The sequence below is a fragment of the Mucilaginibacter sp. KACC 22773 genome, from assembly GCF_028736215.1.
Classification (GTDB): Bacteria; Bacteroidota; Bacteroidia; order Sphingobacteriales; family Sphingobacteriaceae; genus Mucilaginibacter.
In genome coordinates this window covers 7,265,111-7,281,424 of sequence record NZ_CP117883.1, presented here as the reverse complement: position 1 = coordinate 7,281,424, position 16,314 = coordinate 7,265,111, and the positions used below count along the sequence as shown (strand labels likewise).

At 43.3% G+C, this 16,314-nt stretch carries 18 protein-coding genes; 9 read left to right on the top strand and 9 right to left on the bottom strand.

Features of this window, described 5'->3' with window-relative positions:
• Window positions 1–14: 14 nt before the first annotated feature.
• From PQ469_RS30255 to PQ469_RS30245, 3 genes are all read right to left on the bottom strand, one after another.
• A complete protein-coding gene (locus PQ469_RS30255; protein WP_274210985.1) occupies window positions 15–1,760 on the bottom strand; it encodes a S41 family peptidase in 1,746 nt (581 codons plus the stop codon).
• A 67-nt stretch (window positions 1,761–1,827) separates the two neighbouring features.
• Complete coding sequence (locus tag PQ469_RS30250; RefSeq protein ID WP_090638442.1) at window positions 1,828–2,043, bottom strand: hypothetical protein; 216 nt, start codon at window positions 2,041–2,043, stop codon at window positions 1,828–1,830.
• A 78-nt stretch (window positions 2,044–2,121) separates the two neighbouring features.
• A complete protein-coding gene (locus tag PQ469_RS30245) occupies window positions 2,122–2,757 on the bottom strand; it encodes a pyridoxamine 5'-phosphate oxidase family protein (protein ID WP_274210984.1) in 636 nt (211 codons plus the stop codon).
• 80 nt (window positions 2,758–2,837) lie between these two features.
• On the opposite strand from PQ469_RS30245, the gene pdxR reads away from it, so the two are divergent.
• From pdxR to PQ469_RS30215, 6 genes are all read left to right on the top strand, one after another.
• Window positions 2,838–4,289, top strand: a complete 1,452-nt coding sequence (gene pdxR, locus PQ469_RS30240) for a MocR-like pyridoxine biosynthesis transcription factor PdxR (RefSeq protein ID WP_274210983.1) — start codon at window positions 2,838–2,840, stop codon at window positions 4,287–4,289.
• Between the two features lie 204 nt (window positions 4,290–4,493).
• The gene (locus PQ469_RS30235) at window positions 4,494–5,075 is read left to right on the top strand and encodes a porin family protein (protein ID WP_274210982.1); all 582 of its coding nucleotides are present in this window, start codon (window positions 4,494–4,496) and stop codon (window positions 5,073–5,075) included.
• A gap of 143 nt (window positions 5,076–5,218) precedes the next feature.
• Window positions 5,219–5,554, top strand: coding sequence for a tRNA-binding protein (locus tag PQ469_RS30230; protein ID WP_090641557.1), 336 nt, complete (start codon window positions 5,219–5,221; stop codon window positions 5,552–5,554).
• On the top strand, window positions 5,555–6,025 hold the full coding sequence (locus PQ469_RS30225; RefSeq protein ID WP_274210981.1) for a nucleoside deaminase: 471 nt from the start codon (window positions 5,555–5,557) through the stop codon (window positions 6,023–6,025).
• Between the two features lie 197 nt (window positions 6,026–6,222).
• The gene (locus PQ469_RS30220) at window positions 6,223–6,834 is read left to right on the top strand and encodes a superoxide dismutase (RefSeq protein WP_274210980.1); all 612 of its coding nucleotides are present in this window, start codon (window positions 6,223–6,225) and stop codon (window positions 6,832–6,834) included.
• 65 nt (window positions 6,835–6,899) lie between these two features.
• Window positions 6,900–7,928, top strand: a complete 1,029-nt coding sequence (locus PQ469_RS30215; protein ID WP_274210979.1) for a ferredoxin--NADP reductase — start codon at window positions 6,900–6,902, stop codon at window positions 7,926–7,928.
• A 76-nt stretch (window positions 7,929–8,004) separates the two neighbouring features.
• On the opposite strand, the gene PQ469_RS30210 is transcribed toward PQ469_RS30215, so the two are convergent.
• The 4 genes from PQ469_RS30210 to PQ469_RS30195 form a co-directional block, all read right to left on the bottom strand.
• Window positions 8,005–8,832 carry an N-acetylmuramoyl-L-alanine amidase gene (locus PQ469_RS30210; protein ID WP_274210978.1) on the bottom strand — a complete coding sequence of 276 codons (828 nt, stop codon included), beginning with the start codon at window positions 8,830–8,832 and terminating at the stop codon, window positions 8,005–8,007.
• A 121-nt stretch (window positions 8,833–8,953) separates the two neighbouring features.
• Entirely contained in the window at window positions 8,954–9,376 is a 423-nt protein-coding gene (locus tag PQ469_RS30205) for a VOC family protein (RefSeq protein ID WP_274210977.1), read from the bottom strand.
• A gap of 222 nt (window positions 9,377–9,598) precedes the next feature.
• Window positions 9,599–11,575, bottom strand: coding sequence for a M56 family metallopeptidase (locus PQ469_RS30200; RefSeq protein WP_274210976.1), 1,977 nt, complete (start codon window positions 11,573–11,575; stop codon window positions 9,599–9,601).
• Window positions 11,576–11,577: 2 nt separating this feature from the next.
• Window positions 11,578–11,949, bottom strand: coding sequence for a BlaI/MecI/CopY family transcriptional regulator (locus tag PQ469_RS30195; RefSeq protein ID WP_090638409.1), 372 nt, complete (start codon window positions 11,947–11,949; stop codon window positions 11,578–11,580).
• 166 nt (window positions 11,950–12,115) lie between these two features.
• Here PQ469_RS30195 and PQ469_RS30190 point away from each other — a divergent pair, with 166 nt between their 5' ends.
• Window positions 12,116–13,519 (top strand): MBL fold metallo-hydrolase, encoded by a 1,404-nt coding sequence (locus PQ469_RS30190; RefSeq protein ID WP_274210974.1) that lies wholly within the window; start codon window positions 12,116–12,118, stop codon window positions 13,517–13,519.
• 159 nt (window positions 13,520–13,678) lie between these two features.
• Window positions 13,679–13,912, top strand: a complete 234-nt coding sequence (locus PQ469_RS30185; protein ID WP_274210973.1) for a hypothetical protein — start codon at window positions 13,679–13,681, stop codon at window positions 13,910–13,912.
• An 81-nt stretch (window positions 13,913–13,993) separates the two neighbouring features.
• Here the strand turns inward: PQ469_RS30185 and pyk are convergent, their stop codons facing one another.
• Both pyk and PQ469_RS30175 read right to left on the bottom strand, forming a co-directional pair.
• Window positions 13,994–15,430, bottom strand: a complete 1,437-nt coding sequence (gene pyk / locus PQ469_RS30180; protein WP_274210972.1) for a pyruvate kinase — start codon at window positions 15,428–15,430, stop codon at window positions 13,994–13,996.
• 66 nt (window positions 15,431–15,496) lie between these two features.
• On the bottom strand, window positions 15,497–15,922 hold the full coding sequence (locus PQ469_RS30175) for an IPExxxVDY family protein (protein ID WP_255369740.1): 426 nt from the start codon (window positions 15,920–15,922) through the stop codon (window positions 15,497–15,499).
• A gap of 147 nt (window positions 15,923–16,069) precedes the next feature.
• On the opposite strand from PQ469_RS30175, the gene PQ469_RS30170 reads away from it, so the two are divergent.
• Entirely contained in the window at window positions 16,070–16,306 is a 237-nt protein-coding gene (locus PQ469_RS30170; protein ID WP_031266521.1) for an acyl carrier protein, read from the top strand.
• Window positions 16,307–16,314 lie beyond the last annotated feature (8 nt).

Sequence of the window (16,314 nt, the reverse complement as noted above, 5' to 3'; positions counted from 1 at the left end):
GTCAGTTGCGGAGTTTAGTTATTGTCGTCGTCGGTGTCTTTCTCGGCCGCAACCTTTTTACCTGCCATGGCCAGCATCGGTTTACCAATTACTTTGTAATTGCCTTCGCCTTTAAGGATGGATGCCAGCTGGGTTTTGTCCTGCATGGTTTTTACGGCCTGGGCCAGTTCTTTATCGTATTTAAAGTTTACTTCGTAGCGGCCCTTTTCGTAGTAATAGCGGGAGGCTATTTCGTTTTCAAGTATCTGCTTAATCTCGTCCTTATGTAGCTGAAGGTCGTTCTTTTTAGTAGCCATCAGCTTGGCTTTCAACACATCGTACTCCGCCTGTATGTCGGTAAACTGTTTTTCTTTGGTGGCTTCGGTCTTCAGGCTGTTCAGTACCTTTTCTGATGAGGTGGTGTAGTTGTAGTTTTTATCGGCCAGGTATTTCACAAAATCACCGTATTCGCCATCAGATAACACGAACGATTTTGTATCGGCTATTTTAGCATGCTTATCGCGGTAAACGGTGGCGTAATCAAATATCAGCAGCTTACCCACCAGCGCCTGGGTTACATTGGCAAATTTTTCCTGTTTAATAAAAATATCCGGGTAAATGGCGCTGCCGTCATAAACCGAGCGCCCATTTTTAGTTTTAAACTCGTGGATTAATGAATCGGCAACTTTAACCACGCTGCCATCGTCCTTACGATGTGTATAGTCCAGCTCCTGGATGCAACGGCCCGATGGGATATAATATTTGGCAATGGTAATTTTAACCAGGCTGTTATACGGCAGGTTAAAAGTTTGCTGTACCAGGCCTTTGCCATAGCTGCGTTGCCCAATAATAATAGCCCGGTCAAGGTCTTGTAACGAGCCGGCAACAATTTCTGACGCTGATGCCGAATGGCTGTTAACCAATACTACTAACGGCAGGTTTGGCTCAAGCGGCGTGCTTACGGTGCTGTAAGTAAAATTCTTTTCTTTTATTTTTCCTTTTTGCGATACCACTTCTACATCCTTCTGTACAAAAAGGTTTACGATTTTTACAGCCTCCTGCAAAATACCGCCACCGTTTGAACGCAGATCGAGGATGATGCCATTAGGGTTATTCTTTTTTAGGGTTACCAGGGCGTTGGTTACTTCTGCTGCCGAGTTTTCTAAAAACTTATCCAGCTTAATATAGCCCATATTACCCTGCACCATACCAAAGTAGGATACGTTTGGCTGTTTTATTTCATCGCGCAGCAGGTTTTTTTCAAAAGGCTGAGGAACATTATCGCGTTTAATAAAGAGCTTGATGGCCGCCCCTTTTGATCCTTTGAGCAAAAGGCTTACCTGGTCGTTGTTTTTTCCGTTAAGATCAATGTCGTTTATTTTTAGCACCTGGTCACCAGGGTGTATATCGCCCTTTTGCGCCGGGAAACCTTCAAATACATCAGATACGTATACTTTGCCGTTGCGGGTAAAAATGCTTGCGCCAATGCCGCCGTATTGGGTACTTACATAGTGCAGCTTATAATCTTCAATTTCCGACTCGGGTACAAATTCGGTATAGGGATCCAAACCATCCAGCATAGCATCTACGCCGGTTTTTACCAGTTTGGCCGAGTTAACGTTATCAACGTAGTTAATATTAACTTCTTTATAAACTGATGCAAAAACATCCAGGTTTTTCGAGATCTGGAAAAGGTCATCGTCAAAAGCCGCAACACCAACAGCCAGCGTTACAATGCCGGCAAACAAGCCTATCTTTTTGTATTTTTTTGAGATCACCATACCCGGTACAACATTAAAGCATATAAAAATACGAAAAGCTTATCGATTTTTACAATTGAACGCTTATTTACAGCCTGTTATTGTCAATATTCACCAAAGCTTTTTTCAGGGTGAACACCACATATTCCCTGTTACGGTTTACAAGCTCCATAAGTTTGGTTATCAGGGCTTCTTCCTGTCCTTCGGTATATTTTAATTGCTCATCGCTCAGGTTGTTGTATTTGCGTTGAACTTTAATTTTTACACGTTCCCAATCTTTATTGGAGATACTGATTTCGGCCATTGTTAAATTATTTTAAGCAAAAATATAAAAAATACACGTTGGCTGAATTAAAAATGAGGTTGCACGCCCTTTTTAACATTAAATTACAGCAAGATGAGGTGGCACTGGCAATCCCTCACTCAGTTTATCGGGAATGGGCGTCAGTCGTTTGGTTTGCAGGGGGATAAGGCCCGACCAAATGGGCAGTTCCAGGTCGTCGTCGTCATCAACCGGCATGCCTGTGCGCAACTTAGCCGAAGCCTCGTCAATTTTAAATGCAAGGGCGGTGGTTTTAAGCACTTCCCTGTCGGTTATTGGGCGCAGATAATCCCAGCTGCCGGGTACAATTTTTTCGGTAAGCCATTTAAAAGCATCGGTTTTATCGGCTAAGCTTTCAATTTTTTCTGCCTGCGCAAATATCACTACCGACCGGTAATTTACCGAGTGGTGAAATGCCGATTTGGCTACCACCAATTCATCCATCAGGGTAACGGTAATGCAAACCGGGATGCCTTTTTCCAGTTCGCGCATCAAATGGCTACCTACCGAGCCATGTACATAAATGCGGTTGCCGTACCGCACAAACGCGGTGGGGATAGCGTAAGGTTTGTTATCTGCCGAATAGCTGATGGTGCAATATAACGCTTCATCCAGGATACTGTTGATAGTTTCGGGCTCGTAATTTGCCCTTTTTGCTGCCCTGCTGGGGATAAGATGTGCCGGTGTATTTGCCATGATTTTGTTTTTTAGTAAAATTATGCGTTTATTGGATGGCGATAATGATCCAGATACTACAAAATGAGTAGTCCAATTTCATGCAAATATATTCATCAAGCTTAATAATTGATAAAAAGGTACCGTTGCCGGTTTATATTCAGCTGGCCAACCAACTTATGGCGATGGTAAAAGGGGGTACGTTACAGCCCGGCCACCGGTTGCCCAGTACCCGGCAGCTGGCCACTTTACTAAACCTGCACCGTAAAACAGTGATAAGGGCTTATGACGAATTGCTGGCCCAGGGCTGGCTGCAAAGCCATGCGGGCAGCGGAACTTTTGTGGCCGGCCATTTACCTGTAACAAAGCCCCGGCAGTTGTTAAATAATAGTCCCGATGTAGCTAAAGTAGCCGGCTTTAGCATAAAGGAAGCGCCGCACCTGCAGCGCGGGATCGTCGATTTAAACATTGATCTGCACCTTGACGATGGTTTCCCAGACACCCGCATGGCACCGGTAACCGAACTTTCAAGAGCTTACCGCACACAGCTTTTAACAGGCAACCCTTATACCCGTTTGGGTTACGCCGACCCGAAAGGGTCAGCGTGGTTGCGTACGGAGTTGGCTACTTATTTAAATATTACCCGCGGCCTGCGGGTTACGCCGGCCAATATCCTGATAGTACGGGGCACTGTTATGGGGCTTTATTTAGCCTGCACCGGACTGCTGCAAGCCGGCGACACCGTAGTTACCGCCGAACCGGGCTGGGCGGGTGCCGAAGCCAATTTTTTACAGGCCGGGGCAAACCTGTTAAAAGTGCCGGTTGATGAATACGGGTTGGATGTAGATAGGCTTGATGAACTTTGCAGCAGGCAAACCGTGCGCATGGTGTACGTAACGTCGCACCATCATTACCCCACAACGGTAGCCTTGCGGCCCGATAGGAGGGTGCGCTTGCTTGAGTTGGCCCGAAAGCATGGCTTTATTATTTTTGAGGACGATTATGATTACGATTTTCATTACCAAAACAAACCGCTGATGCCATTGGCCAGCGCCGATGATGCGGGGATGGTGCTGTATTGTGGCGCTTTTTCCAAAAGTATTTCGCCGGCCATAAGGGTGGGGTATTTGGTTGGTCCCGAAAACGTGATTGAACATTTGGCCAAATTACGGCGCACTATTGACCGCCAGGGCGATACTATGCTGGAGAATGCCATGGCCGAGCTATTGCAAAATGGTGTAATACAACGCCATCTCCGTAAATCATTACGGGTATATCAGCAGCGCCGTGATTTTTTTTGCGGATTATTGAATGATCGCCTAAAAAATCACGTACAATTTAAAGTGCCCGAAGGGGGGATGGCCGTGTGGACTTATTTTGATTCGGCGATAGATTTGAACAGGCTTGCCCAACATGCCTTAAAAAAAGGACTATATTTCCAGGGCGGGAATAGCCTGCTGACACCAAATTTTACCAGGCTGGGCTTTGCCTCCTCGACCCCGGCAGAGCTGGAGCAATGTATAGATATACTGGAAAAATTACTGGCAAAATAGCCTCGAGCGTTAGCCCTGTTAAAATTATTTTGGCCGGATTATAAAAAACGGGCGAAAGCAACGTTTAAAACTTTGGCGCGTCAATTGATAGGCAATAAAACAGGCTATCAACACAGCCAGTTTGTAAACTAACTATGTAAACAAGGGGTTTGGTTATAATTATTCGAAAAAATTATAGCTTCGCCCCGCTAAAAATTAAAATTTATGAAAAAGTATTTATTAAGTGCCGCATTACTGATAGCAGTGAGCATCAGCGCGCAGGCACAGTTTTCTTTGGGTGTTAAAGGTGGTGTCAATTTTTCTAAAATAAACGCCGACAATGTAAAAGAGTCGACCTTAACTGGATATCAAGCAGGTTTATTTGCCCGCATAGGCAGCGGCCTTTATTTACAGCCCGAATTGTATTTAAGCGGAACAGGTGGAAAATTTGATTCAGGCGACAATTCTCAATCATTTAGCGGAAAAGTAAGGTTCACCAATTTGAACGTTCCATTATTGCTTGGTAAATCATTTGGAGGAAAAGATTTAAATTTTCGTGTAATGGCCGGGCCAATTTATACCTACCAGCTGGATAAAAGCGAAAGTCTGACAGCTAACGGATCGGGCGCAATTGCAGATTTTGGTAACTACAACAAAAGCACATTAGGTTTTCAGGCTGGTGCCGGCGTTGATATCGGCGCAATAACTGCCGATCTGCGTTATGAGGGTGGCTTATCCAAAGTAAACTCTAACTATGGTCAGCGCCAAAACCTTTGGGCTTTAAGCGTTGGTTTTAAGATTTTATAGGCCGACAGCCAGCCAACAATAACAAATAATAAACAAACCCCGATATGCTGAACCAATGGCATATCGGGGTTTGTTATGTTATAGCGGTTACAAGTTAGCAAATGCCTCTTGATTCTAATCCACATGTTTTTACCTTTGCCACTATGGAAACCATTACCTGGCAAAATTTTGAACAAGTAGAACTGCGGGCAGGAACCATATTAGAGACCCTTGATTTCCCGGAGGCACGCAAGCCAGCCTATAAGGTGAAGGTTGATTTTGGCGAATTTGGCATCAAATGGTCGAGCGCACAAATTACTAAACACTATACAAAAGACACCCTTATTGGCAGACAGATTTTGGGGGTGATCAATTTCCCTAAAAAGCAAATTGGCAAATTCATGTCGGAGTTTTTGGTGACCGGTTTTGCCGATGAAAATGGCGACATTGTGCTGGCAGCCGTTGATAAACCCGTGCCCAACGGCAGTAAACTGATTTAAATGAGGTATATAAATTTCGAAGACGAACCCGCCATATCTCCCGACGATTTTTTTATGGGCGAGGCTTTAAAAGAGGCACGCTACGCACTTGAGGAAGATGAGATACCGATTGGCGCTATAGTAACATATGGCGGCAAAATTATTGGCCGCGGCCATAACCTTACCGAACGCCTTAACGATGTATCGGCCCATGCCGAAATGCAGGCGCTTACCGCAGCTGCAAATTCTATGGGGGGTAAATATTTACAAGGATGCACCTTGTATGTTACTATGGAGCCTTGTGTAATGTGTGCCGGGGCATCATACTGGTTCCAGGTGGCGCGGATAGTTTTTGGGGCCTACGATGTTAAACTGGGTTTTGGCAGGCTTAACCAAAAAATAACGCACCCTAAAACCGTAATCACCGGCGGCATCCGCGAAAACGAATGCTCGGAGCTGGTGAAGAATTTTTTCAAGGGGAAGAGGAAGTAGGATTTGTTCATAGACGATGGATCATGGTTCATAGATCATGGCCTGCTGCGATTAGCAGACAGTGAAGCTACCATGAACTATGATCTATGAACCATGAACTTTCTTACGACACAACCTTGACAATATTTTTAGAACAAAAAGTAAAATCTACTCTTATATTTGTTACACAACAATCATTAAACTTTAAAATTGTAATTATGGCATTTACACTACCGGCGTTATCCTACGCTACCGATGCATTGGAACCGCACATTGATAAACTTACTATGGAAATTCACCATGGTAAACATCACCAGGCTTACGTTACTAATTTAAATAAAGCCCTTGAAGGTAAGCCAGAAGCTGATAGCAGCATTGAGGATATCATCAAAAACATTTCAAAATTCGCGCCTGCTGTACGCAACAATGGTGGTGGTCATTACAACCACACCCTGTTCTGGACTTTGCTTTCACCAAATGGTGGCGGCGAACCTACAGGTGCTTTAGCTGCCGCAATTACCAGCACTTTTGGTTCAATTGCCGATTTAAAAACTAAAGTTAACGAAGCCGGTGCAACCCGTTTTGGCTCGGGCTGGGCATGGTTAATTGTTACTGCTGATAAAAAACTGGCCGTTTGCTCAACTCCAAATCAAGATAACCCTTTAATGGATATTGCCGAAGTACAAGGCACCCCGATTTTAGGTATCGATGTTTGGGAACATGCTTATTACCTTAAATATCAAAATCGCCGTCCTGATTATCTGGCGGGCATCTGGAGCGTAATCAACTGGGCACATGTTGCCGAGCTTTATGCAAAAGCAATAGCTTAATTTTAAGCAGGTATTTAAAAACAGAAACGGCCCCGTACAACGCAACGGGGCCGTTTTTTTAACATATGACCATCGATATACTAAAACTTAAAGTTGAGCAAATTAAGTGGGAAACTCCGGATACGGCCACCTTTTACCTGTCCAATTCGTCGGGCCCGCCTTTGCGTTATAAAGCCGGGCAATTTCTGACACTGATATTTAACCACCGGAGCGAGGAAATCCGCAGGTCGTATTCCCTAAGTTCATCGCCAGACGAGCCACTGCTTTCCATCACCGTAAAGCGTATCAGCAACGGCGAAATTTCGCGCTTTATGCTTACTAAAATAAAGGTTGGCGATATGCTCAATGCCCTGGCGCCGGCGGGCAGGTTTATAGTGAGTGGTTATGAACAAGATAAATCTATATTATTTTTTGCAGGCGGCAGTGGCATTGCCCCTATATTTTCGCAGGTAAAATATATCCTGAACCGGGCAGGCAAAAGCCGGCTTACAATTATTTACAGCAGTCAGGATGCCAGCGCCATACTGTTTAAAAACGAGCTTAATCAACTGGCCATACAGCATGCCAATAGGTTTGCTGTTATCCACCTTCTAAGCAGCGAAGCCAATCGGCTAAATGCCGATAGGGTTGAAACCTTAACCCGGCAAATAGTACCCGCAAAACTTAAAAATACCGAATTTTACCTCTGCGGCCCATTCCCGTACATGCGGATGATCCGCTTTGCGTTGATATATATGGGGATTGAACCCAGCCAGATCCGGAAGGAAAATTTTGTTTTAGAGACTGTAGCGGTAACCGGCTCCACCACCAATTTCCCTCCCCGTAACATCAGGATCAGATTCAAAGGCGAGTTGCACGATTTGCCCGTGGGCGAAAACCAATCTATTTTACAGGCCGCCCTGCAAAACAATTTGCCCCTGCCCTATAGCTGCCGCAATGGTGTATGCTCTACTTGCCTCGCCAAACGTGTTAGCGGCGAGGTGGAGATGGCCAAAAACGATGTGCTCACCGATACCGATATAGCCGCTGGCCTGGTACTCACCTGCACTGGCCACCCGGTAAGCAACAATGTGGAGATATCCTTTGATGGGTAGTTTATTGAAGGCCAAACAAAAGAGTGGAGATAATAAAGCTCATTCTCCGGATTGACCTCCCAGGCCTGTCTTTCTTTTAATATTTCCTGTACACATTATATAATACATTCAAATCAAGCTGACTCATAACCGGGCTGTCCTCTACCTGTACAAAGTGGCGTTTAAAGGCGGTTATGGCAGCCGGCAGGTTACTGATATCGTAACCAATCAGGCGCAGCGCGGTAGCATAGTCAAAGTTGTCGGGCGGAAGCTCCAGCAGCTCATCGCTCCAAAATCCGAAGCCTTTGGTGGCCAGCAACTTCCAGGGGAACAGCGGCCCAGGATCGGGCTTGCGGGCCGGGGCAATATCCTGGTGCCCGATAAAGTTGGCTGTTGGAATATTATAAGCTTTTTTAAGCTGTGCCAGCAGCGCCAGCAGACTTTTTACCTGTACTTCATTAAAAGGCTCGTGCCCGTTGTTATCAATTTCGATACCTATAGAGCAGCTGTTCATATCGGTAATGCTGCCCCACTTGCTGATGCCGGCCTGCCAGGCGCGCAGGTAATCATTTAGCATGTGGTATACCTTGCCATCCTTGGCTACCACGTAATGGGCGCTCACCTGCGGCTTTACCAGTGTAAAAGTTTTGAGCGTTTGTTTGGCCGAATCCTGGGCCGTAAAATGGATGATCACATAGTTAGGCTTCCTGGCGTTAAAGTTCACGGTACCAACCCATTCGCTGGGTATCTGAACGCCCAGGCTATCCTGTAGCATGGCCGGCTGTTCACGGGATATCACTTCAAGTACTGAGTCTGTTTGGTGTTTGTACACTTTGTTGGTAAGGGCGTAGGGACCCTTAGGCGAGCAGGATGCCAGGCTGGCTGCTATAGCCAGGGCCAGTAAAAAGTATGCGGTATTTTTCATGTACGGTAAGCTTAATGCTAAAGTAAGCAAATAACGCTTAAACCCCTAAGATGTTCAGTTGTGGCCCACAACGGCCAATCATGTTTCAACAATGTTTCTTATGTGGAGCGCCATATAGCTATTAAAGTACCTGGTTAAACTCCAGCCGCTCGCCGTCTGGCCCGGTAATATTAAAATATTTACACCCATTTTTCCAAAACTGAAGAAACACCGGTTCGGGCTCTATCACATTAAACCTGGCTTCAGATATTACGTTGAAAGCTTCATCGATATCGGACACGTCAAAGGCCACATGGTCGATATGGCCGTTACCTCTTGCCCGGATTTCTGACAAGCCTGCCCCGGGTAGCTGGTACAGTTCCATTATCATATTGCCTCGTTGCATCATTACGCAGGTACCGGTGCCGCCATTGTCGGTAAAAGGTGCCTCCATTACCTTGTTAAACCCAAGCCGGCTATAAAATAATTGGGAGGCAGTTACATCGGTAACAGGAATACCAATGTGTTGTATAGCGTTGATTGTTATATTGATGGCGTTGTTCATAGCAATAAGTATTTTGCTTTCAGGGTTTATAACGGTGCTAAGCTAAATTAAAAAGATTTAACCGGTAAATAACTCTAACCAGTGCAATTCAAATTGCCGGGGGCATTAAACCAAAATATTGCCAGGTATTAGTCGATGATAGTGTTTTTTGAATAGTATAACCTGCGCGTATAATGCAACCATCAGCATACTTGAAACTTGCACATTCATAACCATCCACACCTATTTCTTGGTTTTTACCACCACAACGCCATTTTTTCCCTTGTCGCCCCAGAGGGTTATCGCGCTTTTGTCTTTCAAAACGGTTATTGATTCTATTTTATCAACGTCAAGCAGGTTAACTGCTGTTGCAGAGGATATTTCTCCATTCAGTACATAAAGCGGTTGATATTTATAATCGGCCTTCCCGGTTAAGCGTAATTGGTGCGATGCATTATCTTTAATTGTATCGCCTGGAGTTTCAACGCCTGTGTAAAACGGCGTGTTATCGTTTACTGATATTACTTTGCCTGTTTTAGTTCCGATAGATTTAATAGGGTGCTTATCATCGTTCAGTTTAAAGCTGATAGGTATGCTATATTGTACGCGCACCGTTTTACCGGCTTGCTTGCCTGGTATCCAATTGGGCGATAGTTTAAGTACCCTCATTGCTTCCTCATCCACATCAGGACTAACGCTTCTGGAAACCTTGATGTTTGATAATGTACCATCGGTTTCTATCACAAACGTACATATTACCCGCCCTTCTATTCCTTTTTCCCGGGCATCTTTTGGATACTTTATATTGGTGGCCAAAAATTTGCTTAATGCCTCAAAGCCGCCCGGAAAAGCAGGCAAATCAGATACCGTATTGTAAACGTCGGCAGGGGCGGCTACTGGTTGATCTTCTGCTTTATTAACTTGGTTATCAAGTTCCAGTGCAAAACTTATGGGAACGGAGTATTGAGTTCGTACAGGTTTTCCGTTTTGCATCCCCGGCTTCCACCTGGGCGAGAGTGTAAGCACCCGGATAGACTCGGCATCTAACGAAGGATCAATTCCACGTAACGTTTTTATGTGCGATAGTGATCCATCTTCTTCGATAATAAATGAACAAAACTCTCTGCCCTGTATTTTTTTCTCCCTTGCATCTTGCGGATACCTGATATTCATACTTATGAATTTCATAAATCCGGGAACGCCGCCCGGAAACTCGGGCAATTGCTCAACCGACGAAAATACTTTACTTGTATCCTTTTTACTTGTATTTGCTTCGGTGCTTTTTCGGGCGTTTGCAAACGGCTGCCTGTCATCAGGCATCATGGAGGCCAGCCCTACCTGCGATGCCGGCATTATAAATATTTCCCTGGCCTTATTGTTGATAGCAGTAACTGTTTTGCTGTTATTAATGGTGGCCGAAGATAAAACCAGCATTAATATAAACAGGGGCGCCGAAAGGCCATATTTTATGAGCGAAATGCGTTGCGATTTGTTTTTTTGCAGCATCATAATGCGTTGTTTCAACAAACTATGATTAAAAAAAGGATTTACCAGCCGGTGTACCGGGCTGTTAAATGTTTGGCTCAACAGTAGCAATGCATAGTCGGCTTTGCTGGCGCCGGCTTGTACGGCCTGCCTGTCGGCAATATACTCGTGAATATGTTTAATAGCAATACGGTACAGGTAAACTACCGGGTTAAACCAGTTAATGATCATCACCATTTCTACCAGCAGCACATCGGCCGAATGCCATTGCTGCGCATGCACTTGCTCATGCGCTTCAATAACGGCATTATCCGGGCTATCTTCACTTAGTTTTACCGTTTTAAAAAAAGAATAAGGCACTTCGGCTTTGGGCATCCGCATAACGCGGCGTAGTTTAAACAACTGCCAGGTAAGCCTGGCCGATAAAATTAAAATGCCCGTTAAATACAAAAATGCCAAAATTTCGCCCATTTTAAGATGGCTGTTTTCTGTTGCACTAAACTGGTATTGAATTACGGGAATGCTATATATAGTATATTTTACCTGTTGGGTTATAAAAAGGTTTTGCACCCAATCGGCCTGTATAACGGGTATAAAAAATGACAGCAATGCCGCCGTGACAAGATAAATTCTGTTTAACTGAAAAAAGGTTTCCTTACGCAGCAACAAAACATAAAACACGTAAAACAAAACCAGGTAAATGTTTACTAGTAATAAATATTGCCACCAGCTCATCGCTATTTGTCTTTAAGTTTTTCAATCAGTTTCATGATCTCGTCAGCCTCTTTAAGGTCAATCTTCTCTTTTTTTACAAAAAAGGAAAGCATGCGGTTAACCGAATTATCAAAATATCCGCTCAATAATTTATCAGATGCAAAATCCTGGTATTGATCTTTACTTACTATCGGGTGGTATTGGTGGCTTTTGCCAAACGCCGTATGCCCTACAAAGCCCTTTGTTTCCAGTATCCTGATAATGGTTGATACCGTGTTATATGCAGGCTTAGGTTCGGGCAACATGTCAATCACATCTTTTACATATGCTTTTTCCAGTTGCCATAATACCTGCATTAATTGTTCTTCGGCGCGGGTTAACTCTTTAATTTCCATGTGCTTTGTGTAAAAATGCCAATGCTTATTTAAAATCGCAGTGGCTTGTCCAATTGGTTAATCTAAGTTATAAACTATAAACCAAAATAACAACTAAAAACTTAGTTTTGTTTTATTAAACATTAAATCGCCATCTTCGTTATGTATACTTTATACCCTATTATAAATGAATATAACCTTTCATGGCGCTGCACGTAACGTTACCGGCAGCAAACACCTTATCCGCTTAAAAGACGAAACCGCAATTTTATTAGATTGCGGCATGTTCCAGGGTATGGGCGATCAGTCTGACAACCTGAACGAGCATTTCGGTTTCAATCCTGAAAAGGTTGATTATATGGTACTGTCGCACGCGCATATAGATCATTGCGGATTGATACCCCGGTTGGTTGCCGAGGGTTATAATGGCCCGATCTATTGCACACCGGCCACTATGGATCTTACCCGCATCCTCCTGATGGATTCGGCACATATCCAGATGCAGGACGCGGAGTATAGCAACAAACACCGCGCACGCAAAGGGTTACCCTTGATTGAGCCACTTTACACGGATAAAGAGGCCATGGATGCGCTAAGGTTATTTAAGATTGTGGAATACAATGAAGAATTTGAAATAACCCCCCAGGTGAAGTTAAAGTTCACAGATGCCGGCCATATTTTAGGCAGTGCATCGGTACATCTGGCAATTACCGAGGATGCCAAACTTACCAACATCACTTTTAGCGGCGATGTTGGCCGTTATGACGACATGCTGCTGAACGACCCGCAACCGTTTGCCCAGGCCGACTATATTTTGCTGGAATCTACCTATGGCGATTCATTGCACAAAGACCAGGGCCCGATAGAGGAAGCTTTACTGGAAATTATTAAACAAACCTGCGAGGTAAAAGGGGGCAAGGTAATTATTCCGGCTTTTAGTGTCGGGCGTACACAGGAACTGCTATACGCATTAAATGCTTTGGAGCTGAAAGGGACACTTCCTGATTTGCGTTATTACGTAGATAGCCCGTTATCTGAAAAAGCCACCGAAGTTTTAATGAACCACCCGGAGGTTTATAATAAACAGGTAAAGCAAGTATTAAAAACCGATGCCAATCCTTTTGGTTTTAAAGGATTGCGTTTTATCCAATCAACCGAGGAATCAAAGGCGCTGAATAACGATCCGCGGCCATGTGTTATCATCTCCTCATCGGGCATGGCCGAGGCTGGACGGGTGAAACATCATATTAAGAACAACATTAACAATAATAAAAATACCATTTTAATGGTAGGTTATTGCGAACCCAATTCCCTTGGCGGCCACTTGCTTGCCGGCGACAGTGAAGTACATATTTTTGGCGAAACGTACCAGGTTAATGCCGAAGTGCGCTCGATAAGATCAATGAGCGCCCATGGCGACTATGAAGACCTGCTACATTTTTTGGCTTGTCAGGATCCGGCAAAGGTAAAGGAGATTTTTTTGGTTCACGGCGAATATGATGTTCAGCAACATTTTAGCGTGAAGTTAAAGGAAAAAGGTTTTGACCGGGTTGAAATTCCTTATCAGCATCAGCGGATAGATTTAAGGTAAGTTCATGCATTAAAATCATGCAACCACTTGCAATTGTGCAAGATGGTTGCTTTTTTATTTTTTTTTCCTTAATTTAGTTTTTAAAGTCGCCTACAAACCAATGACTTAAACAAACAAAGTACCAGCTTTGAATGTTTAAATCATCAATCACTTATATCTATGAAAAAATTCGACATACAGTACGCCGTAAAAGACAAACATTTTAATTTAAATATCCGTGCCAAAACCGATGCTGCGATTAAAGGGGTTTATTATTCGCTTTATATGCATGGAGTTTGGGTGGCCAATATTTATAAAACAAGCATGAAGCAATATAAAACGCTTTCATATACCAGAGCCTTCTGCCAACACGAACTGGAAGCCATAGGGCAACAGATTGACATGGCCAATTGATAGCATTTTTACACTGCGTTAAAAACAAAAGCGGGTAATGCAAAAACATTACCCGCCGTTAATATAGGTTAACTTTTATTATTATTCAATAACGCTTACTTTAAGCATATTGGTTTTGCCCTGTTTAATGATTGGCACAGCCGCAGTGTTTATCACTACATCGCCTGACTGTATAAGGTCGGCTGCTTTAAGTATATTATTTACATCGCTAATGGTATCATCTGTACTTTCCAATTTATCGTAGTAAAAAGAGCGTACGCCCCAAACCAGGCTAAGCGCATTAAGCAATTGCTTGTTCGACGTAAATATGTAGGTGCTTGCCTTAGGCCGGTGGCTTGATATTTCAAACGCGGTATAGCCAGATGTTGTCATGGATACAATACCTACAGCATCGGTACGTTGCGCCAGGTGCACTGCCGATTCGCAAAGCGCGTTACTTAAGTAATTTACAGCTGTAGGATCAACTTTCCCTTGTTTTGATGTATTATATGGATAGCCCAGCTCTTCTACATTGCGTACAATTTTGGCCATGGTTTCAATAACAATAATCGGGAACTCGCCAACAGATGTTTCGCCGCTTAGCATTACCGCGTCGGCACCATCAAGTACCGAGTTGGCTACGTCATTAACTTCGGCGCGTGTTGGGCGCGGGGTGGTAATCATTGATTCCAGCATCTGGGTAGCAACAATTACCGGTTTTGAAGCCGCGCGGCATTTGCGGGCAATCATTTTTTGCAGCAGTGGCACTTCTTCTAAAGGCATTTCAACACCTAAATCGCCACGGGCAACCATTACGCCATCGGTAGCGGCAATAATTTCGTCTATATTATCAATTGCTTCCGGTTTCTCAACTTTAGCAATAACCTTAGCGGCTTTACCGCTTTTGGCTATAATTTCTTTAAGCTCAATAATATCCTGTCCGGTGCGTACAAATGATAAGCCAATCCACTCTACATCATATTTTAACGCGAATTGCAGGTTAATTAAATCCTCTTCGGTTAAGCTGGGGATAGATACTTTGGTATTTGGCAGGTTAACGCCTTTACGTGATGTTAATATACCACCGTGTACTACCTCGCACATAACAGTATCAAGCCTGTTTGTTTCAATTACCCTTAACTGCAGCTTACCATCGTCTAATAAAATAATCTCATCAGCCTGTACATCCTGAGGGAAGGTATCGTAAGTGATATAAATCTGCTCATCATTACCAATACATTCCTGCGTAGTAATTTTTATTTGGGTACCGTTTACTAAGTGGATACCGCCATCTTTTACCAAACCAATTCGGATTTTTGGGCCTTGCAAATCGGCAAGGATGCCAACATTGGTTTTGTATTCGGCATTAATTTCTCTAATGGTATCAATAACGCCTTTATGATCTTCCGGGCGTCCATGCGAAAAGTTAAGGCGGCAAACGTTTACACCAGCCTTTATCATCGCTAATAAAACTTCTTTTTTAGCTGATGCCGGGCCCATGGTGGCAACAATCTTAGTACGGTTATAGTATAATTTCATATTAATCGGGTTAAACTGGCACTGTATTCACATTAGGTGTGATACCAACACTTTTAAAATTTTGCGCTAAAATAACAGATTTTCCCGTGATTTTATTTTTTTCGGATCAATCTTTACTGCGGCAACAATTTCAGGTATTTTATTTAGGGTTGATATCAGGTTATCAAGGTCGGTATCATCAATGTAATTACGCACCATTAAAAAATAATCGGCGCTCTTCATTTCGGGCACTAAATAGCCTTCAGAGCCTTTATTGCCAATAAAATAAAAATCTGTTTCGGTGGTTTCCCAGCTATAATAGTACTTCGAGAATAAAACGGGTTCGCTCCCGGGGTGGATATCAACAGACAAATCCTCAGTTTTAATAAAATTAAAATTTAAAAATTTGTTGATAAGATAACATACACGGTAATCTTTTAAAGAAGAAGTTACCGCAATAAGCACAAAATCAAAATCGATCTCAAACTTTAAAAATTTCCTGTTCAAAATCATTACTTTTACCGCATCAAAAATACAAATACAAACCGCTCCAATAAAATTTTGTTATCGAAATATATTGTAAAAGTTTTAGATTTGATTATTGACAGAATTTATTTTTCTTTGCACTGAATTTTTATTAATCATTAAACTATAAAGACTATGTCTGATATCGCTTCAAGAGTAAAAGCTATTATCGTAGAAAAACTGGGTGTTGACGAAAGTGAAGTTACACCAGAAGCGAGTTTCACCAATGACCTTGGTGCCGACTCGTTAGACACCGTGGAATTAATCATGGAGTTTGAAAAAGAATTTAACGTGGCTATTCCTGACGATCAGGCTGAAACTATCGGTACTGTAGGTCAGGCTGTTGCTTACCTTGAAAAAAACGTTAAATAAGACTCCCT